Annotated in this window: 22 protein-coding genes and 1 riboswitch; of the genes, 19 read left to right on the top strand and 3 right to left on the bottom strand. The window is 37.0% G+C overall.

Features of this window, described 5'->3' with window-relative positions; genetic code table 11:
• The first annotated feature begins 11 nt into the window (after window positions 1-11).
• The 19 genes from ACQVD9_RS03615 to ACQVD9_RS03525 all read left to right on the top strand — a co-directional run bounded on the left by ACQVD9_RS03615 (window position 12) and on the right by ACQVD9_RS03525 (window position 19,833).
• Window positions 12-992: an HlyD family secretion protein gene (locus ACQVD9_RS03615; RefSeq protein ID WP_264747508.1), complete on the top strand. Its 981-nt coding sequence runs from the start codon at window positions 12-14 to the stop codon at window positions 990-992.
• Entirely contained in the window at window positions 974-2,125 is a 1,152-nt protein-coding gene (locus ACQVD9_RS03610) for an ABC transporter permease (protein ID WP_264747507.1), read from the top strand. The genes ACQVD9_RS03615 and ACQVD9_RS03610 overlap by 19 nt, the downstream gene beginning before the upstream one ends.
• Before the next feature lies 1 nt (window position 2,126).
• On the top strand, window positions 2,127-3,272 hold the full coding sequence (locus ACQVD9_RS03605; RefSeq protein WP_264747506.1) for an ABC transporter permease: 1,146 nt from the start codon (window positions 2,127-2,129) through the stop codon (window positions 3,270-3,272).
• Between the two features lie 71 nt (window positions 3,273-3,343).
• Window positions 3,344-4,117, top strand: coding sequence for a bifunctional demethylmenaquinone methyltransferase/2-methoxy-6-polyprenyl-1,4-benzoquinol methylase UbiE (ubiE, locus tag ACQVD9_RS03600; RefSeq protein ID WP_264747505.1), 774 nt, complete (start codon window positions 3,344-3,346; stop codon window positions 4,115-4,117).
• Window positions 4,117-4,713, top strand: a complete 597-nt coding sequence (locus ACQVD9_RS03595; protein ID WP_264747504.1) for a ubiquinone biosynthesis accessory factor UbiJ — start codon at window positions 4,117-4,119, stop codon at window positions 4,711-4,713. Before ubiE ends, ACQVD9_RS03595 begins: the two co-directional genes overlap by 1 nt.
• 1 nt (window position 4,714) lies before the next feature.
• A complete protein-coding gene (ubiB, locus tag ACQVD9_RS03590; RefSeq protein ID WP_264747503.1) occupies window positions 4,715-6,322 on the top strand; it encodes a ubiquinone biosynthesis regulatory protein kinase UbiB in 1,608 nt (535 codons plus the stop codon).
• An 8-nt stretch (window positions 6,323-6,330) separates the two neighbouring features.
• Window positions 6,331-6,723 carry a phosphoribosyl-AMP cyclohydrolase gene (gene hisI / locus ACQVD9_RS03585; RefSeq protein ID WP_264747502.1) on the top strand — a complete coding sequence of 131 codons (393 nt, stop codon included), beginning with the start codon at window positions 6,331-6,333 and terminating at the stop codon, window positions 6,721-6,723.
• Between the two features lie 4 nt (window positions 6,724-6,727).
• The gene (locus tag ACQVD9_RS03580) at window positions 6,728-7,060 is read left to right on the top strand and encodes a phosphoribosyl-ATP diphosphatase (RefSeq protein WP_264747501.1); all 333 of its coding nucleotides are present in this window, start codon (window positions 6,728-6,730) and stop codon (window positions 7,058-7,060) included.
• Window positions 7,061-7,071: 11 nt separating this feature from the next.
• Entirely contained in the window at window positions 7,072-7,782 is a 711-nt protein-coding gene (locus ACQVD9_RS03575) for a 16S rRNA (uracil(1498)-N(3))-methyltransferase (RefSeq protein WP_264747500.1), read from the top strand.
• An 81-nt stretch (window positions 7,783-7,863) separates the two neighbouring features.
• Window positions 7,864-8,088 carry a PP0621 family protein gene (locus ACQVD9_RS03570; RefSeq protein ID WP_264747499.1) on the top strand — a complete coding sequence of 75 codons (225 nt, stop codon included), beginning with the start codon at window positions 7,864-7,866 and terminating at the stop codon, window positions 8,086-8,088.
• A 1-nt stretch (window position 8,089) separates the two neighbouring features.
• Entirely contained in the window at window positions 8,090-9,700 is a 1,611-nt protein-coding gene (locus tag ACQVD9_RS03565) for a two-component system sensor histidine kinase NtrB (RefSeq protein WP_264747498.1), read from the top strand.
• An 11-nt stretch (window positions 9,701-9,711) separates the two neighbouring features.
• Window positions 9,712-11,115, top strand: coding sequence for a sigma-54-dependent transcriptional regulator (locus ACQVD9_RS03560; RefSeq protein WP_264747497.1), 1,404 nt, complete (start codon window positions 9,712-9,714; stop codon window positions 11,113-11,115).
• A gap of 16 nt (window positions 11,116-11,131) precedes the next feature.
• A complete protein-coding gene (locus ACQVD9_RS03555; RefSeq protein WP_264747496.1) occupies window positions 11,132-11,998 on the top strand; it encodes a LysR family transcriptional regulator in 867 nt (288 codons plus the stop codon).
• A 181-nt stretch (window positions 11,999-12,179) separates the two neighbouring features.
• Window positions 12,180-13,691 (top strand): phosphatase domain-containing putative toxin, encoded by a 1,512-nt coding sequence (locus ACQVD9_RS03550; RefSeq protein ID WP_264747495.1) that lies wholly within the window; start codon window positions 12,180-12,182, stop codon window positions 13,689-13,691.
• A gap of 150 nt (window positions 13,692-13,841) precedes the next feature.
• Window positions 13,842-14,252 (top strand): hypothetical protein, encoded by a 411-nt coding sequence (locus ACQVD9_RS03545; protein WP_264747494.1) that lies wholly within the window; start codon window positions 13,842-13,844, stop codon window positions 14,250-14,252.
• A 146-nt stretch (window positions 14,253-14,398) separates the two neighbouring features.
• A riboswitch (S-adenosyl-L-homocysteine riboswitch) is annotated at window positions 14,399-14,495 on the top strand.
• Window positions 14,496-14,562: 67 nt separating this feature from the next.
• On the top strand, window positions 14,563-15,960 hold the full coding sequence (gene ahcY, locus ACQVD9_RS03540; protein WP_264747493.1) for an adenosylhomocysteinase: 1,398 nt from the start codon (window positions 14,563-14,565) through the stop codon (window positions 15,958-15,960).
• 53 nt (window positions 15,961-16,013) lie between these two features.
• A complete protein-coding gene (gene metF, locus ACQVD9_RS03535) occupies window positions 16,014-16,856 on the top strand; it encodes a methylenetetrahydrofolate reductase [NAD(P)H] (protein ID WP_264747843.1) in 843 nt (280 codons plus the stop codon).
• Window positions 16,857-17,091: 235 nt separating this feature from the next.
• Complete coding sequence (locus ACQVD9_RS03530) at window positions 17,092-19,032, top strand: DEAD/DEAH box helicase (protein WP_264747492.1); 1,941 nt, start codon at window positions 17,092-17,094, stop codon at window positions 19,030-19,032.
• 3 nt (window positions 19,033-19,035) lie between these two features.
• Window positions 19,036-19,833, top strand: a complete 798-nt coding sequence (locus ACQVD9_RS03525) for a TatD family hydrolase (protein WP_264747491.1) — start codon at window positions 19,036-19,038, stop codon at window positions 19,831-19,833.
• 16 nt (window positions 19,834-19,849) lie between these two features.
• Here the strand turns inward: ACQVD9_RS03525 and fkpB are convergent, their stop codons facing one another.
• The 3 genes from fkpB to ileS form a co-directional block, all read right to left on the bottom strand.
• Window positions 19,850-20,275 carry an FKBP-type peptidyl-prolyl cis-trans isomerase gene (fkpB, locus tag ACQVD9_RS03520; RefSeq protein WP_264747490.1) on the bottom strand — a complete coding sequence of 142 codons (426 nt, stop codon included), beginning with the start codon at window positions 20,273-20,275 and terminating at the stop codon, window positions 19,850-19,852.
• Window positions 20,268-20,771 (bottom strand): signal peptidase II, encoded by a 504-nt coding sequence (gene lspA / locus ACQVD9_RS03515; RefSeq protein ID WP_264747489.1) that lies wholly within the window; start codon window positions 20,769-20,771, stop codon window positions 20,268-20,270. Before lspA ends, fkpB begins: the two co-directional genes overlap by 8 nt.
• Before the next feature lie 62 nt (window positions 20,772-20,833).
• The gene (ileS, locus tag ACQVD9_RS03510; protein ID WP_264747488.1) at window positions 20,834-23,665 is read right to left on the bottom strand and encodes an isoleucine--tRNA ligase; all 2,832 of its coding nucleotides are present in this window, start codon (window positions 23,663-23,665) and stop codon (window positions 20,834-20,836) included.
• Window positions 23,666-23,672 lie beyond the last annotated feature (7 nt).

Here is a 23,672-nt window from a genome sequence, read left to right as displayed (position 1 = left end):
TTACTCACTCTATGAATGTAAAACAAATAATTACCCTTGCTTTTATTGCCATTATTATTGCTTTGGCTATTTTATTTCGTGCCCATGGTCAGCATATTATTTTGCAGGGAGAAGTGGATGCACCACAAGTAATCGTAGTATCTAAAGCAAAAGGACGTGTCATTGAACGTTTTGTAGAACGTGGCGACGAAGTTAAAGCAGGACAACCACTTATTAAACTAGATTCTCCTGAACTGATTGCCCAACTGCAATCTGCAGAAGCTGCTAGAGACAATGTTAAAGCGCGTTTAGCAGAGTCTATTAATGGTACCCGTGAAGAAAATATACGTTCAGCTAAAGCCGACTTACTACAAGCTCAAGCTAATTACTCCAATGCCTTGAGTACTTATACTCGAAACAAACAATTAGCCGCTAAAGGTTACTTAGCAGAGTTAGCACTAGAAAACTATAGACGAGATAGAGACACAGCAGCTGAATCGGTTAAAGCAGCAAAAGCTAATCTAGATTTAGCCTTAAATGGTGATCGTGTAGAACAACGAGAACAATTTGCTGCTCAACTACGTGAAGCAGAGCATAATTTGGCAGAAACTAAAGCCATTACTGATGACCTCAATGTAATTTCTCCTGTAGATGGTGAAATTGGTTCTATTCCTGCTGAAGTTGGTGAGTTACTGAACGCATCTAGCCCTTTAATGACCGTTATCCGCATTCCACAAGCCTATTTTGTTTTCTACTTAAGAGAAGATATTCTAGCAAGCATTAAGAAAAACGATATTATTGAAGTTTCTGTGCCAGCCATTAATGCTATCAATGATAAAAAAATTAAAGCACGGGTAGGTTATATCGCGCCTTTAGGTGACTTCTCAACAAAACGTGCAACAAGAGCCACAGGTGACTTTGATTTAAAAACTTTTGAGGTACGACTCTATCTCGATCAACCTGTAGACAATTTACGAGTTGGAATGAGCGTACTATGGGATTGGCAAAAGTAAGAATCTATTGGCGCTGCTTTTACCGATCATTTCATTATGAAGTAAGATTAGCGTCTCGCACCTTTATTATTCATTGGATTACATGGATATTTCCTATTATCCTTTATGCCCTATTAGCAGGGCTTTTTGCAGAAAATACCTTACTTGATTTACCAGTGGCTGCTGTAGATAACGATAATAGCCAACTTTCAAGACAGTTAATTCGTGAATTTGATGCCACAGCACATGCTAAAATTATTCCTTACAAGTATGGTTTAAACCCCGCCTTACGTGATTTAGAACAAGCCAATATTTACTCAATACTCTATATTCCTGTTGGCTTTGAGAAAGAGGTATTAGCAGGCAAACAGCCTACACCTGAACTCTACTACAATGCTCTTTTCTATGGCAGTGGCTATTTTTCTACACAGGATTATCCTACCTTAATTAGTACATTAAACAATAGCTATCAAAATATTGTAGCTGCTCGTTATGGTATCCCTCTACCACAATTATCTAACCCTACAGTAGTATACAATAGCCTATTCAATGCTACTTCCAGTTATTCATACTACCAACAATTTGCAGCCACCATTCACATTATCCAGATGTTTATTGTTTCCTGCATGATTTATGTACTTAGTCGCCGTACTGAACTGTTATATGCAAAACCATTCGCTATTGCACTGCTGGGTAAGTTACTACCTTATACTTTAACTTATACAGCTACCTTAATGTGTTCACTCGCAGGGCTAATCCTTTTTTCTGGTGCACATGTAGCAGGAAATCCGCTATACATGTTATTGATAAGTATTTTTTATGTGGTAGCAGCACAAGCAATAGGCGTGTTGTTATTTACTTTCACCAAATCTGCTATTACAGCCTATAGTTTAATTAGCTTGTTAATAGCCTCGGCAATGACTTATTCAGGCATGGTTGTACCTGAACTTTCAATGCCCTTACCCGCACAGATTATTTCTAATATACAGCCATTAACTCATGCGTTATATGCTATGTTCGATGTTTTCTTACGTGATGTAAAACCACTGGCTATTCTAGAGGTCTGTTCAATACTGGCTATTTATCCTACGGTTGTTGCCTTGCTAATTAGAAATAGAATAAAACGTCGCCTCCATATCGCTGAGGGAAAATAAAATGACGCCACAAGTTCAAGAGTATTTACAAACAGCTAAACAGACCTTACTAAGGCTACTTAACACCCCCATGTGGATGATGTTATTAGTTTCTCTTTGCTTAATTAGTTTAGTGTTTGCTCATCATACCGTATGGGATTTACCCGTTGCTGTTATCGATCAAGATCATAGTGTTTCAAGTCATTTTATTACTCGCCAAATCAATGCATCCCCTAAAATGGATACGATTATTTATGATAATCTTAACCAAGCTAAAGATGATTTACATTGGCGTAAGCTATTTGCTGTTATTATTATTCCACAAGATTTTGAGAAGCATTTTTTAAGTGGTAAAACAGCCACTATTTCCATTTATGGTGATGCCACTAGCCGCTTGGCTAACGGCCAAATTCAACAAGCTATTACCGCTATTTATCAAGAGCTATCAACCCAACGTAATCAACAACTACTTTATGCACAGGGTTTTTCACAAGATCAGGCTAGTGTCGTACTCAGTCCAATGAAAAACACCCTAACTGATCTTTATAATCCAGGCATTAACTTTGCAGCTATTACATTGCCTGGTCTACTTATTATGATGATGCAACAATCACTATTGATGGCAAGTACATTGACCAGTATAGGGCTTTATATTGCACACAATGGCAAAACCCCTTTTCATGTTCATCTTGGTGCAATGACTGGTCTCATTCCTATATGGTTATTTTTAACCATTGCGTTATTAGTGTTCTGGCCAGCACTGATGGGATTTAGACAAACAGCCCCCATTCCAGAATTACTTATTTTAGTTTTCCCCTTTATTTTTGCTGTAATAGCAATGGGGGTTTTTATTATGCAATGCTTGCGTAGTGTTGAATTAGTGTTTTTAACCCTTACCTTTATTCCTATGCCTGTGTTTTATTTCTCAGGTGCTATTTGGCCATCTAGCTCTATGCCTGCACCTATTTGGTTTATTTCCCAGTTTCTACCTTCCACATGGGCAACCAAAATGCTAGCAGGAACAAATCAATTGAACCTACCAATTGGGGATGTTTGGATAGAGGTATTAATGTTATTAGCACTGGCTATGTTTTATACCACCTTAGCCATTATTGTAGGCAGAATAAGAGACTATGGATTATCGGGTTTATCTTGGAGAAAACTATAATCACCTTGAAAAGTGATGGATGATTAATGACGTTCCGTTTAGAATGTCATCATAATTTAATGAGGCAAGTTATGACTGATTCAGAAAAGAAACAACAGCAACCTGAAGCAATTACTCACTTTGGTTACCAAGATGTACCCGAAAGCCAAAAATCTAAAAAAGTAGCAGAGGTTTTTCACTCTGTTGCTGCTAAATATGACATTATGAATGATTTAATGTCTGGCGGCATTCATCGTTTATGGAAACGTTTCACCATAGAGCTTTCAGGTGTTAGAACTGGTAATAAAGTACTGGATATTGCTGGTGGTACTGGTGACTTAACTCGTCAATTTTCTCGTCTCGTAGGCCCTACTGGTGAAGTTGTATTAGCCGATATTAATTCATCTATGTTGAGTGTCGGTCGTGATAAGCTCATGGACAAAGGCACTATCAATAATATTCGCTTTGTACAAGCAGATGCTGAGAAGCTTCCTTTTGCTGAAAATACTTTTGATTGTGTCACTATCGCTTTTGGCTTACGTAATGTTACCCATAAAGAAGAAGCCTTAAGCTCTATTTTTAGAGTATTAAAACCAGGTGGCAGATTATTAGTATTAGAGTTTTCTAAACCTACTAATGATCTTTTCTCTAAAGTATATGATGCATACTCTTTTACTTTACTACCATTAATGGGCAAATTAATTGCTAATGACTCAGAAAGCTATAAATACCTTGCAGAATCCATTCGGATGCACCCTGATCAAGAAACGTTAAAAGCAATGATGCAAGTGGCTGGCTTTAATCCTGTTACTTACCATAATATGACAGGTGGTATTGTTGCACTACATAAAGGAATTAAACCTTAATGGCAAGGTCATTAGTAACACAAGCTGCATTAGCCACAGTCGAAAAAGGATTAAACAAACTATTACAGTTAGATAGTTCAAACTCAGCTATTGAAAAACTGGCAGAGTTAGAAGGTAAAGTTATTGCTATACAAAGCACTACCCCTTCACAAACTTTTTTTGTTATGCCTACTGACAATGGTTTATTTTTAACTGACAACTGTGAGTTTACTGTTGATAGTAAATTAACAGCGCCAGCACCACTATTAATACAATTATTATTAGCCAAAGATAAACAGCTATTTTTAAAAAACTCTGACCTTATGATAGTGGGAGAAGCCTCTTTACTCTATCAATTCTTTAAAATTTTTGATGACTTAAATCCAGACTGGGAGCATGAGCTATCTCAGTGGTTTGGCCCTGCAATAGCAGGATTGGCTATGCAATCCGTCAAACTAGGTAATGAGCAACTACAACTTGGTTTCAGTTTACTACAAACTCAACTCACAAGCTTTGTTGAAAAAATGACTACTGCCAATCTAAATGAAGATAATACAGCAAAAAATCCACTTGCCAATATACTAGGCTTATTACAGAAAAAGTTTGGACAATCTTAATATGCGACTACTGGCAATAAGACGACTCTACAAAATCACTAAGGTTGTTATTAAATACCGCCTAGACGATCTATTATTTGATATTACCATCTTGCCTTTTGGGGTACGCATTTTTAAAAATCTATTACCATGGCGTTGGTTTAGACGTAAACCACTTGCTTTGAGCCGTGGTGACCGTATTCGTTTAGCATTAGAAGAACTAGGCCCCGTTTTTATTAAGTTTGGACAAATGCTTTCTACAAGGCAAGATTTAATTCCACCAGATATAGCCTTAGCATTATCTTCATTACAAGATAACGTGCCACCTTTTCCAGCCGACCAATCTATTGAACTAATTGAAAGACAACTAGGCATGAAAGTGTCGGAAGCTTTCTCACAATTTGATATTGAACCATTAGCTTCTGCCTCTATTGCTCAGGTACATACAGCTAGACTACAAACAGGCGAAGAAGTGGTTGTAAAGGTCGTACGTCCCAATCTAAAACCTATTATCCAGCAAGATATTTCTTGGCTTTACTACTGTGCTCAAGTAGCTGAATATGTTAACTATGATGCAAGACGCATGCATTTAATGGAAGTTATCACCGACTATGAAAAAACCATTAATGATGAATTAGATTTACAACGTGAAGGTGCTAACCTTTCACAACTAAGACGCAATTTTGAAAACTCCGATTTATTGTATGTTCCAAAAGTTTATTGGCCGTTATGTCGCCAACAAGTACTAGTGATGGAACGTATTTATGGCATTGCAGTTAATAATGTTACACAGCTTAATGCTCACAATGTGGATTTAAAAGCCCTTGCTGAACGCGGTGTAGAAATATTCTTTACGCAAGTGTTAAGGGATAGCTTCTTTCATGCGGATATGCACCCTGGCAATATCATGGTCGATCCAACTAACCCAGAATATCCACGCTATATTGCAATTGATGGCGGTATTGTTGGTAGCTTAACGCCAGAAGACCAAGATTATGTAGCTCGTAATGTATTTTATTTTTTCAAACGTGATTACCGCCGTGTCGCTCAACTACATATTGATTCGGGCTGGGTTCCACCCAATACTAAAGTTAACGAATTGGAAGATGCTATCCGTAGTGTTTGTGAACCTATTTTTGAAAGGCCATTAAAAGATATTTCGTTTGGCTTTGTATTAATGCGTCTATTCCAAATAGCTAGACGATTTAATATGGAAGTACAACCACAGCTAGTGTTGCTGCAAAAAACCTTACTAAATATCGAGGGTTTAGGTCGTCAGCTTTACCCTGACCTAGATTTATGGACCACGGCTAAGCCCTACTTAGAACGTTGGATGAAACAGCGTGTAGGTGTTAAACGTATTTTTGCTGACTTCCGTAGCCAAGTAGAACAAATGCCCCATATTGCTAAAATGGCGCGCAATATTATTGAGCAACAGAATCGTAAGATAAAACTACAACAAAAGAATCCACCTAAAAAGAAAAAGGATTCTGTATTACTTAGATTATTAGGTGTATTGTTAATAGTTGGTGGTGTCAGTTTAACCATTACTGAAGGTAGCTCACTGGAACACTGGCCTAACTATCTTATGTTAGCTGTTGGTATTTACCTTATTATTCGTCGTTCTTAAGGATACTTATGTCAGAAGCATGGCTTGAACAAATACAATGGAATAATGATGGTCTTATTCCAGCTATCGCTCAAGATTACCAAACAGGTGAAATATTGATGATGGCTTGGATGAATAAAGAATCACTAGAACTTACAGTTAAAGAGCAACGTGCTATTTATTGGTCTAGATCACGCAATAAATTATGGCGTAAAGGTGAAGAATCTGGCCATGTACAAAAACTACATGATATTTATCTAGACTGCGATGAAGACGTGCTATTACTAAAAGTAGAACAAGTGGGTAATATCGCTTGCCATACTGGGCGAGTTAGCTGTTTTTATCGTAAACTACAACAAAATAATTGGGTAGAAACCTCTACTCCTTTAAAAGACCCTAACGAAATATATCATAAGAGTTAACCCTATGACGGACACAATCAACCGTTTAGCAAAAGTACTTGAAGAACGTAAACAAGCAGCCCCTGAAAGCTCTTATGTGGCTAGCTTATATCATAAAGGTTTAAATAAAATCCTAGAGAAAGTAGGCGAAGAGGCTACAGAAACTATTATTGCCGCAAAAGATGCTGTAACAACAGGCAACTCTGATGATGTCATTTATGAAACAGCTGATTTATGGTTCCATAGTTTAGTGATGTTATCCGCCTTAAACATTGAACCTCAACGAGTGTTAGATGAGTTAGATCGTCGTTTTGGTTTATCAGGCCATGAAGAAAAAGCTTCACGAACTAAAGAATAGCTTTACTTTTCATGAACTTGTTACTACTTTCTCCCAATGATCTTATTAATGATAATCAAGCGCTTATTAAGGAAAGACAATTACAACATATCCAACAAGTCCATCGTAGCCAAGAGGGTGACTCTTTATCAATAGGAATCATAAACGGTAGATTAGGTAAAGGTTGCATAACTAAGTTAACCACTGAAGAAGCTATTATCAACTTTCAACTTGATACCCCTCCTCCCCCTAAACTACCTGTTACCCTTTTACTAGCACTACCCCGCCCAAAAATGTTAAGAAGAATCTTGCAAACAATAGCAACCATGGGTGTAAATAAACTAATTTTAATTAACAGCTATAAAGTTGAAAAAAGCTTTTGGCAAACACCTTTCTTAATGCCAGACAATATTCAACAACAATTATTATTGGGCTTAGAACAAGCTAAAGATACTGTTTTACCTGAAGTTCAACTTGTAAAACGCTTTAAGCCATTTGTAGAAGATGAACTTCCGCATCTAATAAAAGATACTCATAATTTAATTGCCCACCTTGGTAATTATCCTCTATGCTCCCAACTTCCTAATCAACCTACAACTCTAGCTATAGGACCAGAAGGAGGTTGGATTGATTATGAGGTAGACAAATTACAACAAATAGGCTTTACTGCTGTACAACTAGGTACACGAGTTCTACGTGTTGAAACAGCTGTTGTCGCTTTTTTAACTAAACTTTACTATTAGTTTTACTGTCTTGTATTAAAGAATAAATATCCCCATTTAGTACAATGTCCAATATTAATTATTTCTTGATAGGTTTACCTTATGTTAAGACTTTTGTTCTTTTTAGCTGTTGGTTTTGGCATTTATTTTCTGTGGTTACATATTCAGAAAATAAAAAAACAAGCTAATCAAACACCTACTGATGATACCGAGCCTATGGTAAAATGTAGCTATTGTGATATTTATTCACCACAGAAAAATGCGATAAAAGGTTCAAATAATCAATGGTACTGTTGTACAGAGCACGCACGAAAAGCGGAGAAGTAAGGTGATTTTTCAACTAGAAAACGCTTATCATGCTACTAAACGTATTCTATTTTTATATCAACTCTACCGAGTTAGTCTAAGCGTAGTCCTTATTCTTATTATCTCTCTAGGTTTAGATCAATCTATACTAACAGTAGAAAACCGACAAATTTTTTATATTACCTGTTGGATTTATTTTATATGTAATCTTATTTCCTTATTTTTTTCATTATCAACTAATGCCTCACTAACACTTTCCCTCATCTTTTTTGATATTATTATTCTTTCAATTTTATTCTATGCAGCGGAAGGCCCTTCAAGTGGTATAGGCAACTTATTAATTGTTACTGTAGCCATTGCCAATACCCTATTTAGAGGGCAAATAGGCTTATTAATTGCTGCTGTTTGTAGCATTATTATTGTAGTTATTACTACTTTCTTATCTTTTGTAACAAGTATCACTGTCAGCGAATATATACAAGCAGGTACATTAGGTGCTTTATGCTTTATTAGTGCAATGCTAATTCAAAGCTTAGTGGCGCGTATGAAAACCAGCGAAGCATTAGCTAAACAAAAAGCATCTGATGTAGCCAACTTACAGATTCTTAATAGCCTAATTGTAGAACAAATGCCAGCAGGAGCTCTGTTAGTTAATAAAACAGGGCAAATTATTATGGCAAATAATGAAGCACACCATTTATTAGATGAACCACTACTTAATGGATTACTAGTGGCACATATTTTTCCAGAACTTTTTACTGCAATAAAACAATGGTTAAATAACCCTAAACTAGAACTTCAACCATTACAACCTTCCAAAAAACACGTTAGTAAGTTACGACCAACATTAATTCGTTCTAAACACAGTAATCAATTAGTGATACTTGTCTTCTTAGAAAGTACTGATGTAATTGCCAAACAGGTACAGCAAATTAAATTAGCTTCACTTGGTCATTTAACAGCAAGTATTGCTCATGAAATACGCAATCCTTTAGGTGCCTTAAGTCATGCTGTACAGCTATTAAAAGAATCTGAAAATATGGATCAACAAGATCAGCGTTTATTACAAATTATTCTAAATAATTCTGATCGAGTTAATAATATTATTAGTAATGTATTACAACTTTCTAAGAAAAAACAAGGCCATAGTTTTAACTATGAAATGAAACCCCTTGAACTAACCTCTTGGCTAGAAAATTTTGTAGTAGAATTTCAAGAAACGCTTAAACCAGAACAAAAAATTGAATTAGATATAGCTGTTAGGCCACTTTTTACCCATATTATTCCTTCACAACTACACCAAATCGTTACTAACTTAGTTAATAATGCTTTTCGTCATACAAAAGAAGAAAATGGCATAGCACAAATATGGCTAATGTTATATATTGACAACGCTAGCCAACTTCCTCAACTAGATATATTAGATAATGGGGAAGGTGTTCCCATAGAGTTTGAAGACAAACTTTTTGAACCATTCTTTACAACCAGTAATGATGGCACAGGTACAGGTTTAGGATTATTTGTTACTAAAGAATTGTGTGAGAGTAATCAAGCACAATTAGTTTATGTACCAAGAAAAGGTGGAGGAAGTTGTTTTCGTGTAACATTTTGCTCGGCCACTCCGATACTTTAGGAAAAATCATAATGACACAATCAAAAATTTTAATTATTGATGATGAACCTGATATTCGAGAACTACTTGAAATTACTTTAGGTCGACTAAAATTAGCTACACAATCAGTAGGCACTCTAAAAGACGCAACTGAAATGCTAAAGAAAGAAACATTTGATCTTTGCCTAACAGATATGAAATTACCTGATGGTGATGGCCTCGATTTTATTGAGTATACTCAGCAACATTATCCACAAATGCCTATTGCTATGATTACAGCACATGGCAGTATGGACACGGCTATTATCGCGTTAAAAACTGGGGCATTTGATTATTTAACAAAACCTATTGATTTAAACCATTTACGGGAAATTATTAAATCAGCACTTAATCTGACTACAGCCAAAGTCGATAATATCCCTTTTGAACAACAATTCCTTGGCGAATCTCCTCTTGTTCAAGCACTACGTAACCAAGTAAATAAAGTAGCACGTAGCCAAGCACCTGTTTATATTAATGGTGAGTCTGGAACAGGTAAAGAAGTAATAGCTCGACTTGTTCATTTACAAGGATCTAGAGCAAAACAACCTTTTATTGCCATCAACTGTGGCGCCATTCCCTCAGAGTTAATGGAAAGTGAATTCTTTGGTCATCGCAAAGGTAGCTTTACAGGTGCCAACCAAGATAAAATAGGCCTATTCCAAGCGGCACAAGGTGGAACATTATTTTTAGATGAGGTGGCGGATTTACCATTGAGTATGCAAGTTAAACTATTGCGTGCTATTCAAGAAAAATCTATTCGTGCCATTGGTGATCAACAAGAACAACCTACTGATGTACGTATTCTTTGTGCTACTCATGCAGACTTAGCTGCCAGAGTTGTAGAAGGTAAGTTTAGACAAGACCTTTATTATCGCCTTAATGTTATCGAATTAAAAATTCCACCATTACGTGCTCACAAAGAAGATATTCCACTCTTGGCTGAAGCACTGTTAAAACGTGCTAACTACGATGTTAAGCTATCTGATGAAGCCATTGAAAAACTGCTAACATATGAATTTCCAGGTAATGTTCGAGAACTCGAAAATATACTTGAGCGAGCTTATACACTCTGTGAACAGGGTGTAATTAGGCCTGACGACCTCCGTTTTGCTAGTATGTTGCCAAGTGATTCATCAGCTATTTCTACTGTAGCTATTAACGAGCCAATTGCTCAATCAACACCATCACAACCTCAAGTTAACTCAGTAGCAAATGATACACTACCTAATTTAGTAGATATTGGAAACTTAGAAGAATACCTTGAAGCGGTGGAAAGAAAAATCTTAACACAAGCACTTGAAGAAAACCGTTGGAATAGAACGGCCGCAGCTGAACGCTTAGGTTTATCTTTTCGCTCTATGCGTTATCGATTAAAAAAATTAGGTATTGATTAATGGATTGTCCATAATAATGGATATTGCTAATTTAACTGCTTTTATTGCTGTGGCTGAAACAACCAGTTTTTCATTAGCCGCTGATCGCCTATTTCTTACTCAACCTGCGATTAGTAAACGTATTTCTACCCTTGAGCAGTCACTAAATACTAAACTATTTGACCGCATTGGACGTACCGTACAATTAACGGAAGCAGGCAAAGCATTATTACCACATGCCTATCATATTCTTACAGAAATTAATGACGCTGGCCGTAAGTTATCCAATTTGGAAACGGAAGTAAAAGGGCAACTTAATATTGCCACCAGTCATCATATAGGACTACACAGACTGCCACCTATACTGCGTAGCTTTACTAAAAGTTATCCAGAAGTTAATTTAAATATCCATTTTCTAGATTCTGAGAAAGCCTATGATGCTGTTTTACATGGTCATGTAGAATTGGCTATTATTACCTTAGCTGCCACAACTTATGCTCCACTAACTGCAATACCGATCTGGAACGACTCTTTAGACTTTGTATGCTCTCAAGATAATCCGTTAAGTCAGCTCAAACAGATAGATCTAGCAACTTTAGCCAAACATCCTGCTATTTTTCCTGGTATTGGCACTTTTACCCACGATATTATAAAAAATTGTTTCTTACAGACTAAACTAACGCCTCATATAACAATGAGTACAAACTATATGGAAACTATAAAGATGTTAGTTTCCATAGGCATCGCTTGGAGTGTTCTGCCAAGTACTATGCTTGATGCCAGTTTAATAAAACTTAATGTTAAAGATGTAACACTTTCCAGACAACTTGGTTACCTTTATCATAGTGAACGAACACTATCAAAAGCCACTATTAAACTAATAGAACTTCTTAAAATATGCTAAAATAGTTGAGAAATATCGTTCTACTACCTAACGCTATTAAGTAGACTACTAAATTATTCGCTATAATAAAATGGTGTGTTATAGCCAACCAACAGTTATAATAGAGATATTATTGTATATTAAATGTATATAAAAGAAGTTATCGTTTTTTTTGCTTTTACCATACAAAGGATTTTCAGGAATGTTACTTGACGTTAAATCATATGGCATTGCATTTGGCACTAGAGTCATTTTAGCTGATGTAAGCTTTTCTATTCAATCTGATAAAGGCGTCATTGTCGTTATGGGCCCTGGTGGAACAGGGAAATCCACACTTATGCGCTCTCTTGCAGGTATTAATAAGCGCTCTAGTAATGCTCATGAATGGGGTCAAATCTTATACAAAGACCAACCTATCGATCAACAAAATGTTCCTCAGCTTGTTCAACAAAATGCCAAAGCGATGGGACTACCTGTTATTGAAAGTTTTGCTGAGAAGATTCGCCAATCTTCGGAAAAGTCACTAAGCCCTGCCGAAATGCGTGCATATATTGTTAGTGAATTAGAGCGCTTAGAAATCCCTTCGATGATTCAGTATCTAGACCAGCCAATGATTCAACTTCCTGTTGAACATGCAAGAGCTGTCAACATGCTAAGAGAAGCCTTTTCTAAGGAACCTATTCTACTATTAGATGAACCTACTACAGGTATGACTGAAGTAGGTGCGAGTATGCTACTTAAATTAACGAAGAAATTAGGTGAAGAACGCGTTTGCATGATTATTCTACATAATCAAATGCAAGCAAAAGAAGTAGGCGATCAAATCTTACTTCTAGCGGGTGGACGTGTTCAAGCTTACGAAACCAAAGATGATTTCTTTAACAACAAATCAAAAAATGATGTTGTTGCCCAATTCTTACGTTCTGGTAGTTGTAATATTCCTGCCCCAGATGCAGATGTGAATACTCTAGATGAAAGTATTCCAAAACCACCACCATTACCAGAAGAAGCTATCAAAATAATTGAAGCACTAAAAGCTGCCGCTCCTAAACCACAAACTGTCATTCCTAAAGCAAATAATGATTTAGTAATGCCTAAAGAGGAAGTAAAAACTCCTTCTTCATCAGTTGTTGAACAACCTAACAAAGAGCCTCAACTCAGCTCTTCTGAAATGACAGAATCAACACCTATTGCTTCAGTGACAACTAACTTAGCGGTAAAAAATGCATCTCGCAGTAAATTCCGCGGCCCTAATGGTTTCCATTGGATTGCTCCAGACCAATTAGCAGGTTGTCCAATGCCAGGTATTGTTGCCCCTTTAGAATATGATCTATCCGCATTAAGAGACGTGGGTGTGACTGTATTGGTTAACTTAACAGATCGTGAACTGCCAGAAGAAATACTTGCACAATATGGTATTCGTAGTGTTCAATTTAAAATTGAAGACCGCCGTGCCCCTCCTGTTATGTGGATAAAAATGCTATTAGTACAATTGGATAAACTATTAGCAAATGGTGATGTACTTGCTGTGCATTGTTTAGCTGGTCTTGGTCGAACAGGTACTGTACTAGGAGCTTGGTTAATTAAGAAAGGTTTAACAGCTGAAGAAACATTAAAACGGTTACGTCAAATTGATGCAGGTTATGTACAGTCTAAAGAGCAAGAAGATCTTCTCTATGCATTAGAAGAGAATATTCTTATTAGAGCGACTTAATAAGAGAATCTTCATAGTTTTACAATTAACTGGTTGCTTTTACTAAAAACAAACGTAAAATAGCAACCTTTTATAATACCATGTCAAATATAAACTTTTTTGACAAAAATCAATAAATGCCTAAGAGCATATAAAGTAAAGGAAAATATAATGGCTAATTTAGATCAAGCTATCCAAACCGCGATTGGTGCAATTCCTGAATGTCTTGCTGCTGGATATGTAGACGTATCATCAGGTATGCTTCTTTCTGTAAAAACTATTGACTCTCATCCAAGAGAAGTATTAGACCTTGTTGCTGCTGCAACATCGGATATTTTCCAAGGTCCTAACGTTTCAATGATTGAGCAATTATTCAGAAAAGCTCGTGGCTTACCACCTGATGCTAACCATCACTACTTCCAAGAAATTATTGTAAACAGTGAAAACTTACTTCACATCTTTATGCGTGGTAAGCGTTATCCAGATTACATTATTTGTTTCGTTTGCCGTAAGAGTGCAAACTTAGGTATGGCTTTAACTAAAGCACGTATGCAATTACCTATGTTAGAAGAAAACGTATAATTTTCTTCTTCTCTTGAGTATTCCTATAAGGGAGTACTCAAGAATAACTACCCTCCCCACACCTCCCCCGTTAAAAAGCTAAGCTATTTTTCTGTTACCTCTTGGGATAACAAAAAAAAATGATTATAATATGCTCCGTTTTATTCCTGATCGAGGAGCGCTGCAGCAACAAGCAAGTTGTCAGGCTCGATTAGTGGTAGACATATACCACCAATAAAACTTTCCAAACGGCGCTCATATATACTAAAAACTTTTATTTTGATTAGATTTTACTAAATCAAATAAAAGCTTCTTCTTTTAGAATGGAGATATGAGCATGAGTAACTTTACTGATTATAAAGTAGCTGACATTTCTTTGGCTGATTGGGGCCGCCGTGAAATTATTATTGCAGAGTCAGAAATGCCTGCATTAATGGCATTACGCCACAAATATGCTAATGAAAAACCTTTGCAAGGCGCCAAAATTCTTGGTTGCATCCATATGACTATCCAAACTGCTGTACTCATCGAAACCTTAGTGGTACTAGGTGCAGAAGTACGTTGGTCATCTTGTAATATTTTCTCTACTCAAGACCAAGCTGCCGCTGCTATTGCTGCGGCAGGGGTTCCAGTATTTGCTTGGAAAGGTGAAACTGAACAAGAATATGAGTGGTGTATCGAACAAACTATCTTGAAGGATGGCCAACCTTGGGACGCTAATATGGTATTAGATGATGGTGGTGACTTAACGGCTATCCTTCATACTAAATACCCAGCAATGCTTGACAAGATTCATGGTATTACTGAGGAAACTACCACTGGTGTACATCGTTTACTTGAAATGTGGAAAAAAGGTACTTTAAAAGTACCTGCTATCAATGTAAATGACTCAGTGACTAAAAGTAAAAATGACAATAAATACGGTTGTCGCCACAGTTTAAATGATGCTATTAAACGTGCCACTGATCACTTACTATCAGGTAAGCAAGCGCTTGTTATTGGTTATGGTGATGTAGGTAAAGGTTCCGCCCAATCATTACGTCAAGAAGGTATGATTGTACGTATTTCAGAAGTTGATCCAATCTGTGCTATGCAAGCCTGTATGGATGGTTTTGAAGTTGTTTCACCTTATAAAAATGGGGTCAATAATGGCTCAGATAATAATGTTAATACTGACTTATTACAAAAAATAGACCTTATTGTTACTACCACAGGTAATGTCAATGTTTGTGATGCAAGCATGTTAAAAGCACTTAAAAAACGTGCCGTGGTATGTAATATCGGCCACTTTGATAATGAAATCGATACTGCCTTTATGCGTGCAAACTGGGCGTGGGAAGAAGTTAAACCACAGGTTCATAAAGTACATAGAACAGGTAAAGATAACTTTGCTGCAGATAATGATAACTACTTAATTTTATTATCTGAAGGACGCCTAGTAAATTTAGGTAACGCAACAGGCCATCCTAGCCGTATTATGGATGGTTCATTCGCTAACCAAGCACTAGCACAAATTCACTTATTCCAACAAAAGTTTGCTGAGCAAACAGCTGAGAAAAAAGCTGAATTATTAAGAGTAGAAGTATTACCTAAGAAACTTGACGAAGAGGTAGCCGCTGAAATGGTTAAAGGCTTCGGTGGTGTAATTACTAAATTAACCCCTAAACAAGCTGAGTATATTGATGTTCCTGTTGAAGGGCCATTCAAACCAGATACTTACCGTTATTAATTAACCTTTTGGCTTACCCTCCTTATCACTAAGGAGGGTTTGTGATGATAACAATGAACAAGATAAATCCTTTATTCAGTTTTGAGTTTTTTCCTACAAAAACAGACGTAGGAATGGAAAAACTTTTAAACCATGCACAACAACTGACCACTACTTGCAAACCAGCTTTCTTTTCTTGCACCTATGGTGCAGGCGGTTCAACAAGAGATAGAACCTTTGATACGGTATTACAATTAAGTAATACTACCCAAGTCGCTACAGCCCCTCACTTATCTTGTGTGGGTGACTCTAAAGAATCATTACGCACCCTATTAAAACGTTACCAAGAAGTAGGCATAAAACGTATTGTTGCTTTACGTGGTGATTTACCATCAGGTATGGGTATGGATGCAGGTGATTTACGTTATGCATCTGACCTCGTTAGTTTTATTCGTGAAGAAACAGCAGATCATTTTCATATTGAAGTAGCTGCTTACCCAGAAGTACACCCTCAAGCTTTGAATATGGAACAAGATTTAAAACATTTTGTTAATAAAATTAAAGCAGGGGCTAATAGCGCTATCACCCAATATTTCTTTAATGCAGACTGTTATTTTTACTTTGTAGAACGTGTGCAAAAAATGGGCGTAGATGTACCCATTATTCCGGGTATTATGCCAATCACTAACTATAGCAAACTAGCTCGTTTCTCTGATGCCTGTGGCGCAGAGCTACCACGCTGGATTAGAAAACAGCTAGAAGCTTATGGAGATGATATTGAAAGTATCCAATCATTTGGTACTGAAACCATCAGCAAGCTCTGTGAGCAGTTATTAGCAGGTGGTGCTCCTGGATTGCACTTTTATACATTGAATCAGGCTGAACCAAGTCTTGCAGTATGGAAAAATTTAATTTAATATTGCGCCACTAGTAATTACTTGCTTTTTGGGTATAATAAGGGATAATTATTCTATTTAATCTTTGCCCAAAAAGCATAATAAGATATTCAACTTTAATACTCTCCTCATATTACTAATATCTGTACAGCGCAGGACAGACTATTCAGTAATCGATAAGTTGAAGTGAAGCTGCGCAAATAGTTAAAAACATCATGTCAATAGTAATTTATTAACTTAATAGTAGGATTTTTGCATGTCCTTTACATCGCTAGGACTTTCCGAGCTTTTATCAGAAACAACTAAAACATTATACGAAACACCCACTACTCTACAAGAACAGGCTATCCCCGTTATTTTACAAAATAACGATTTAATGGTTGCCACACCATCGGCAGAGACAGGAAAAGTCGGTAGTTTTGTACTCCCCATTATTGAAAAATTATTCCCAAAAGGAAATGTAGAGCATAAAGCGCCTACTTCAAAACAGCCAAAAGTACTTATTTTAGTGGCTTCATCAGACGAAGCTATTCAGATTGCAGAATATTTTAAAGCCTATTCGTTTGATTTCTCTATGACAGTTGGCTGCGTATTAGATAGCACTAATAGTGCTCTGCAAACTAAAATACTTAGCCATGGGGTTGATATATTAGTAGCCTCCCCCACTCGTTTAGTTGAACTTATTGAACAACAGGCTGTTGATTTATCAGCAGTAGAAATTTTTGTGTTGGATGAAGCTGAACTGCTTACTAATGAAAACTCCATAGCAACCACTAAACAAGTTATTGACTTATTACCAGTCGAACGTCAAAACTTACTCTACGCTACCAATTTTACTGATGATGTTATTGTATTGGCTCATTTTTTACTTAAAAATCCTGAGCGTATTGAAATTAATATCACTCCATCTATAGAGCATATTAAACAAAGCGTTTTTTATATTCCAACACGTCAAAAAGCAGCTTTACTTGTTCATTTAATAAATAAATACCAGTGGCCACAAATACTGATATTTACTCGTACTAAATATGGAGCTAGTCGCCTCTCAAACTATCTCAGCAAGAAGGGCATTAACTCAGCTACAATCCATAGTAATAAAACCCAAAATGCACGTAATAAATCACTCATCGATTTTAAAGAAAATTTAGTACAAATTTTAATTGCTACCGATGTTACTACCGAAAGTTTAGAAATAAATCAATTACCCTGCATTATTAACTTTGACCTACCTTATATTGAAGATGACTATATACAACGCATCAATACCATTGATAGTGTTGGCGAAGCTATCTCATTTGTTAGTCCAGAAGAAGAAAAGTTATTATTAGTGATTGAAGACTTTATCAAACAAAAGATTGCTGATGGAGATATGAGTGATTTTGTGTTTGATGCAGAAACAAACGAAGAAAATCCTGATCGTTTTAGACGTATTTTCCGCCATCCTGCTGTAGGTAGAAAATCACGTAAAAGAAAAACGACTATAGCGGATGAAGTAATTGAGAGTCCTGCTGAAGATATGGATGATGACTTGGCAGAGAAAAGAGCCAGTCGTGCTAGTAAATCTAACTTTGGCAAAACCAAAACTAAAACAACACGTAATCCTTACAATAAGCATAGAAGAAATGCGCCTGTAAGTACTGTATCATTAGATGATATGCCACCAGATCGTCCAGAGGATGAATTCCGTGATGATGAGTACGATAACTTTGGTAACAGTGTAGATTATATAAGTCCTTATCAAGACAAAGCTAAAAATGCACGTACTAAGCGTTTTACAAAAGCTACCGCATCATCTACTACAGCACCAGCAAGTACTACTACAACTGCTAGTAGCCGCCCGCAACGAGCTAAAACAACAAAGCCTAAAGCAACAACTACTAATGCTCAAGCAACTGAGCAACGTCGCCCAAGAAACTCTTTATATAGACGTAATAACCGTACCAACAATACTACGATAACTACTCCTTCTTCTACACCATATAGAAAAAGAGAAGTAATGACTGCAACGCCTCCAAGTGAGCTTAAAGAGCCACAACAAAGACGCTCATCAACAACGACACCAGCCATTATTCATCGTAAACACTCAAGGATAGATCGACTACCTACTATCGAACAATTAGATAGTATGCCAAATCGCCATATTCCTAAGAGTGAAAAACCTATGTTGCTTTCACGTAAGAATACAGACGATGAATAGGCAATGTATCTAATCGATACCCATAATCACCTTGGTTGCGATAACTTCAATAGTGATCGTGACCAAGTCTTAAAACGGAGTATTAAATTAGGTGTTATAAAACAAATTATGGTGGGAGTGTTTGCTAGTGAATGGCAACACACTATTCAATTAGCACAGCAACATCCCTCACTTTATGTAGCCTGTGGTATACACCCTATGTATATCCCATCAGCGTCACAAGTACCTCAAACACTTGAGCTATTAACACAACTTTTTAGACAACCTGAATACTCTGCAAAACTTTGTGCCATTGGCGAAATTGGTTTAGATTACTATATTGATAACTACGATCAAGAACAGCAGCAACAGCTATTTAAACTCCAATTAGAGATTGCTACAGAATTCCAAAAGCCTGTATTACTCCATGTTAGACGAGCTCATGCTGATACTATTAAAATTTTAAAAGAGCTAAAATTTAAACTAGGAGGTATTGCTCATGCCTTTAGTGGTAGCTATGAAGAAGCTAAAGAATATATCAAACTAGGTTTTAAGATTGGCTTAGGTGGTGCAGGAACTTATCCCCAAGCTCATCGTATGCATCGTGTATTAGAACAATTACCACTCGATGCTATTGTATTAGAAACTGATGCGCCTGACCTCTCGCCTGTTACTCAACTAGGTAATCGTAATAGCCCTGAGTTTTTACCTGAAATATGCCAACAACTGGCCAAAATAAAAGGCATTTCAGCAGAGCTTCTTGCTGAAGCGTCTACTCAAAATGCCTGTGAACTATTTAATTGGAATCTTAACAACCTATAGCTGTTGCTATATGGCACTATTCAACAGCAATAATTTCCACATCAAATAAGATATCTTTGCCTGCTAATGGGTGATTAAAGTCGATCACTACTTCTTTATCATCAAAACGACTTACCATACCGGGTAAATCTGAACCAGCAGCATCCTTAAACATAAACATTAAACCTACTTCCAAATCCATCTCTTTAAAATGTGCGCGAGGTATCACTTGCACATTTTGTGGATTAGGCTGACCAAAGCCTTGTTCTGGTTTAATAAGAAACTCTTGTTTATCACCAGCTTTCATACCAATAAGCACTTGTTCAAAACCTGGTAATAAACTGCCATCCTTCATCGTAAAAGTAGCCGCTTGTTTGTCACGTGTACTATCTATCACCTCACCTGAAACTAATTTAAGGGTGAAATGCAGTGTCACTCGACTATTATCATTAATACTACTCACTTTTACTTTCTCTCTTTTTAGCAAAGAACAACATATCAATAATTAACATCGCAGCCCCCACTGTAATAGCAGTATCTGCTATATTAAAGGCGGGGAAATAATAATCAGCATGCCAATGGGCTAAAATAAAATCGACAACATAACCCAATACTACACGGTCATACAGATTACCTAAAGCACCACCTAAAACTAATGCTAATGCAATAGCTAACCATGTTTCTTTATTTGATTTAAGCCGTGTTAACCATATCACTAAGACAATACTTATAATAAAGGCAATACCAGCAAACAACCACTTTTGCCAACCTGAATGATCGGCTAAGAAGCTCCAAGCTGCCCCAAAGTTATAAGTATGAAACCAAGCCAAATAGTTTGGAATAACCTCTACCATTTGTTGAAGAGGTAGATAGTTTAGTGTCCAGTATTTGGTGGACTGGTCAATGATAATGACCAGTACCGACACCCAAACCCAAGATAATTTACCAAAACGTGTCATCAATGATAACCCTTCTATTAATTAACCTATCTGTTTATAGCTGTTTCCATATAGAGTGATAGCTATACATTTTGACGCGCTTCGCCTTCACCATAGACATTAGTAATACAACGCCCACAAAGCTCAGGATGGTCGGCATGTTGGCCTACATCAGCCACATAATGCCAACAACGACCACATTTCTGATTATCAGATTTTTTAACCGTTAATTTCAAATCTGCTAATTCAGTGACTACTGCATCGGCAGGTGCTTGTTCAAAAGGTAAAATATCTGCTTTAGAAGTAATTAATACAAAACGTAACTCATCATCCAGCTTATTTAGAGCAGTTAATAAATCTCCCTGCGCATATAAGGTTACTTCTGCTTGTAAACTACCACCAACTACTTTGTTATTACGTTGGTTTTCAATTTCTTTATTAACCGCCGTTTTAACTGCCATGATTTGTTGCCAGTAATCACGATCTAATTCAAAACCTTCTGGTAACTCTGTTAAACCGTTATACCAAGTATTCAACATCACTGACTGATTACGCTTACCTGGCAAATATCCCCAAGCTTCTTCGGCGGTGAAAGGTAGAATAGGTGCAATCCAACGAACCAGTGCTTCAGCGATATGATATAGTGCTGTTTGGCAAGAACGTCTCGCCACACTGTCTTTAGCTGTAGTGTATTGACGGTCTTTAATTAAGTCTAAGTAAAAACTACTTAACTCTTGAGTACAGAAATTATGTAGTTTTTGATAAACCTGCCAGAACTTATATTGTTCGTAAGCGTCATTCAGCTCACTTTGCATTTGTGCAGCCGCATCTATTACCCAGCGATCTAAAGTCAGTAACTTGTCTGTTGGTAATAAATCAGTGGCTGGATCAAAACCTGATAAATTCGATAATAAGTAACGAATGGTATTACGAATACGACGATAGGCATCTGCATTACGTTGGAAGATTTCATGGGATGCAGCGATCTCACCTGAGTAATCTACTGAAGATACCCATAAGCGTAAGATATCAGCCCCTAACTTATCTGTTACTTCTTGTGGTGCAATCACATTGCCTAATGACTTAGACATTTTGCGACCATTCTCATCCACTGTGAAGCCATGAGTTAATAGGCTACGATAAGGAGGATGATCATCAATTGCACAACCAGTTAATAATGATGAGTGGAACCAACCACGATGTTGGTCAGAACCTTCTAAATAAAGATCAGCACGAGGTCCACTAGCATGACCTAATGGATGAGAACCACGTAATACATGCCAATGGGTAGTACCTGAATCAAACCACACATCTAACGTATCACTGATTTTGTCATATTGATCAGCCTCAGCACCTAATAACTCTACTGGGTTTAACTTAAACCAAGCCTCAATACCTTCTTTCTCAATACGTTTTGCTACTTCTTCCATTAACTCTACAGTACGAGGATGTAACTCACCTGTTTGTTTATTTAAGAAGAAAGGAATTGGCACACCCCAATTACGTTGACGGGAGATACACCAGTCAGGACGTTTAGCGATCATGTCGTATAAACGCTCTTTACCCCATGCAGGGAAGAACTGTGTTTGCTCAATACCTTGTAGAGAACGCTCACGTAAAGTTCTACCATCTATAGGTTGTACATCCATTCCCACAAACCATTGCGCTGTAGCACGATAGATTAATGGCGTTTTATGGCGCCAGCAATGCATATAGCTATGAACGATTTTTTCATAGGCTAATAAACTGCCTACTTCTCTTAACTTTTCAACAATATTAGCGTTGGCTTTCCAAATAAATTGACCACCGAAGAAAGGTAAATCTTCAGCATAAACACCATTACTTTGCACAGGCGTTAAGATATCATCATTGATCATGCCATAACGTTTACAAGTATTAAAGTCATCCACACCATAAGCAGGTGCAGAATGCACAATACCTGTACCCGAAGTAGCCTCCACATAGTCCGCTAAATAAATAGGGGATAAACGATCGTAGAATGGATGCTTAAACTTAATAAGTTCTAGCGTCTCTCCCAATGCCTTAGCAATTATCTTACCTTCAAGTTTATAACGTTCTAAACAGTCATTAACCAAATCAACTGCTAATACTAATAACTTATCACCTACATCCACTAGAGCGTATTCAAGTTCAGGATGGAAGTTAAGTGCTTGGTTAGCAGGGATTGTCCAAGGTGTAGTAGTCCAGATAACTGCATACGCTGTTTTAGGCAAGCTAGCTAAGCCAAAAGCAGCTGCTAATTTATCACCTTCAGCAACAGGAAAACCTACATCAATCGCATCTGATTGCTTATCTTGGTATTCCACTTCAGCTTCAGCCAATGCTGAACCACAGTCAAAACACCAATTAACAGGTTTTAAACCTTTAAACACATAACCATGTTTAACCATCTCTGCTAAAGCACGTACTTCACCTGCTTCATTAGCAAAGTTCATAGTTAGATAGGGATTATCCCAGTCACCTAATACACCAAGGCGGATAAAATCTTTCTTTTGCCCTTCTACTTGTTCCTTAGCAAACGCTCGGCAAAGTTCGCGCATTTTGTCTGCTTCAATATTCTTACCATGTTTCTTTTCTATCTGGTTTTCAATAGGCAAGCCGTGACAATCCCAACCAGGAATGTAGGGCACATCATAACCTGATAGAATTTTAGAACGGTTAATAATATCTTTAATAATTTTGTTAACTGCGTGACCAATATGTATATTACCGTTGGCGTATGGCGGGCCATCGTGTAGTAAAAATTTAGGGCGACCTTCACTAATCTCACGAATTTTTTGGTACAGATTCTCAGTAGTCCATGTTTCAATCATCTTAGGTTCCCGCTGAGGCAAGCTAGCCTTCATGGGGAAATCTGTTTCCGGTAAATTCAATGTCGATTTATAGTCACTCATAATAAAA

Source organism: Entomomonas sp. E7T21, from assembly GCF_058693955.1.
This window is presented reverse-complemented; position numbering and strand designations above follow the sequence as displayed.

Bases quoted from the DNA above. Each gene is read 5' to 3' on its own strand.
- ubiE (WP_264747505.1), top strand. From the start codon at position 3,344: ATGACTGATTCAGAAAAGAAACAACAGCAACCTGAAGCAATTACTCAC.
- ACQVD9_RS03555 (WP_264747496.1), top strand. From the start codon at position 11,132: ATGGATATTGCTAATTTAACTGCTTTTATTGCTGTGGCTGAAACAACC.
- ACQVD9_RS03550 (WP_264747495.1), top strand. From the start codon at position 12,180: ATGTTACTTGACGTTAAATCATATGGCATTGCATTTGGCACTAGAGTC.
- lspA (WP_264747489.1), bottom strand. From the start codon at position 20,771: ATGACACGTTTTGGTAAATTATCTTGGGTTTGGGTGTCGGTACTGGTC.
- ACQVD9_RS03570 (WP_264747499.1), top strand. From the start codon at position 7,864: ATGTTAAGACTTTTGTTCTTTTTAGCTGTTGGTTTTGGCATTTATTTT.
- ubiB (WP_264747503.1), top strand. From the start codon at position 4,715: ATGCGACTACTGGCAATAAGACGACTCTACAAAATCACTAAGGTTGTT.
- ACQVD9_RS03615 (WP_264747508.1), top strand. From the start codon at position 12: ATGAATGTAAAACAAATAATTACCCTTGCTTTTATTGCCATTATTATT.
- ACQVD9_RS03610 (WP_264747507.1), top strand. From the start codon at position 974: ATGGGATTGGCAAAAGTAAGAATCTATTGGCGCTGCTTTTACCGATCA.
- ACQVD9_RS03545 (WP_264747494.1), top strand. From the start codon at position 13,842: ATGGCTAATTTAGATCAAGCTATCCAAACCGCGATTGGTGCAATTCCT.
- ACQVD9_RS03580 (WP_264747501.1), top strand. From the start codon at position 6,728: ATGACGGACACAATCAACCGTTTAGCAAAAGTACTTGAAGAACGTAAA.
- ACQVD9_RS03525 (WP_264747491.1), top strand. From the start codon at position 19,036: ATGTATCTAATCGATACCCATAATCACCTTGGTTGCGATAACTTCAAT.
- ACQVD9_RS03560 (WP_264747497.1), top strand. From the start codon at position 9,712: ATGACACAATCAAAAATTTTAATTATTGATGATGAACCTGATATTCGA.
- ACQVD9_RS03530 (WP_264747492.1), top strand. From the start codon at position 17,092: ATGTCCTTTACATCGCTAGGACTTTCCGAGCTTTTATCAGAAACAACT.
- hisI (WP_264747502.1), top strand. From the start codon at position 6,331: ATGTCAGAAGCATGGCTTGAACAAATACAATGGAATAATGATGGTCTT.
- metF (WP_264747843.1), top strand. From the start codon at position 16,014: ATGAACAAGATAAATCCTTTATTCAGTTTTGAGTTTTTTCCTACAAAA.
- ACQVD9_RS03605 (WP_264747506.1), top strand. From the start codon at position 2,127: ATGACGCCACAAGTTCAAGAGTATTTACAAACAGCTAAACAGACCTTA.
- ileS (WP_264747488.1), bottom strand. From the start codon at position 23,665: ATGAGTGACTATAAATCGACATTGAATTTACCGGAAACAGATTTCCCC.
- ACQVD9_RS03595 (WP_264747504.1), top strand. From the start codon at position 4,117: ATGGCAAGGTCATTAGTAACACAAGCTGCATTAGCCACAGTCGAAAAA.
- ACQVD9_RS03575 (WP_264747500.1), top strand. From the start codon at position 7,072: ATGAACTTGTTACTACTTTCTCCCAATGATCTTATTAATGATAATCAA.
- ahcY (WP_264747493.1), top strand. From the start codon at position 14,563: ATGAGCATGAGTAACTTTACTGATTATAAAGTAGCTGACATTTCTTTG.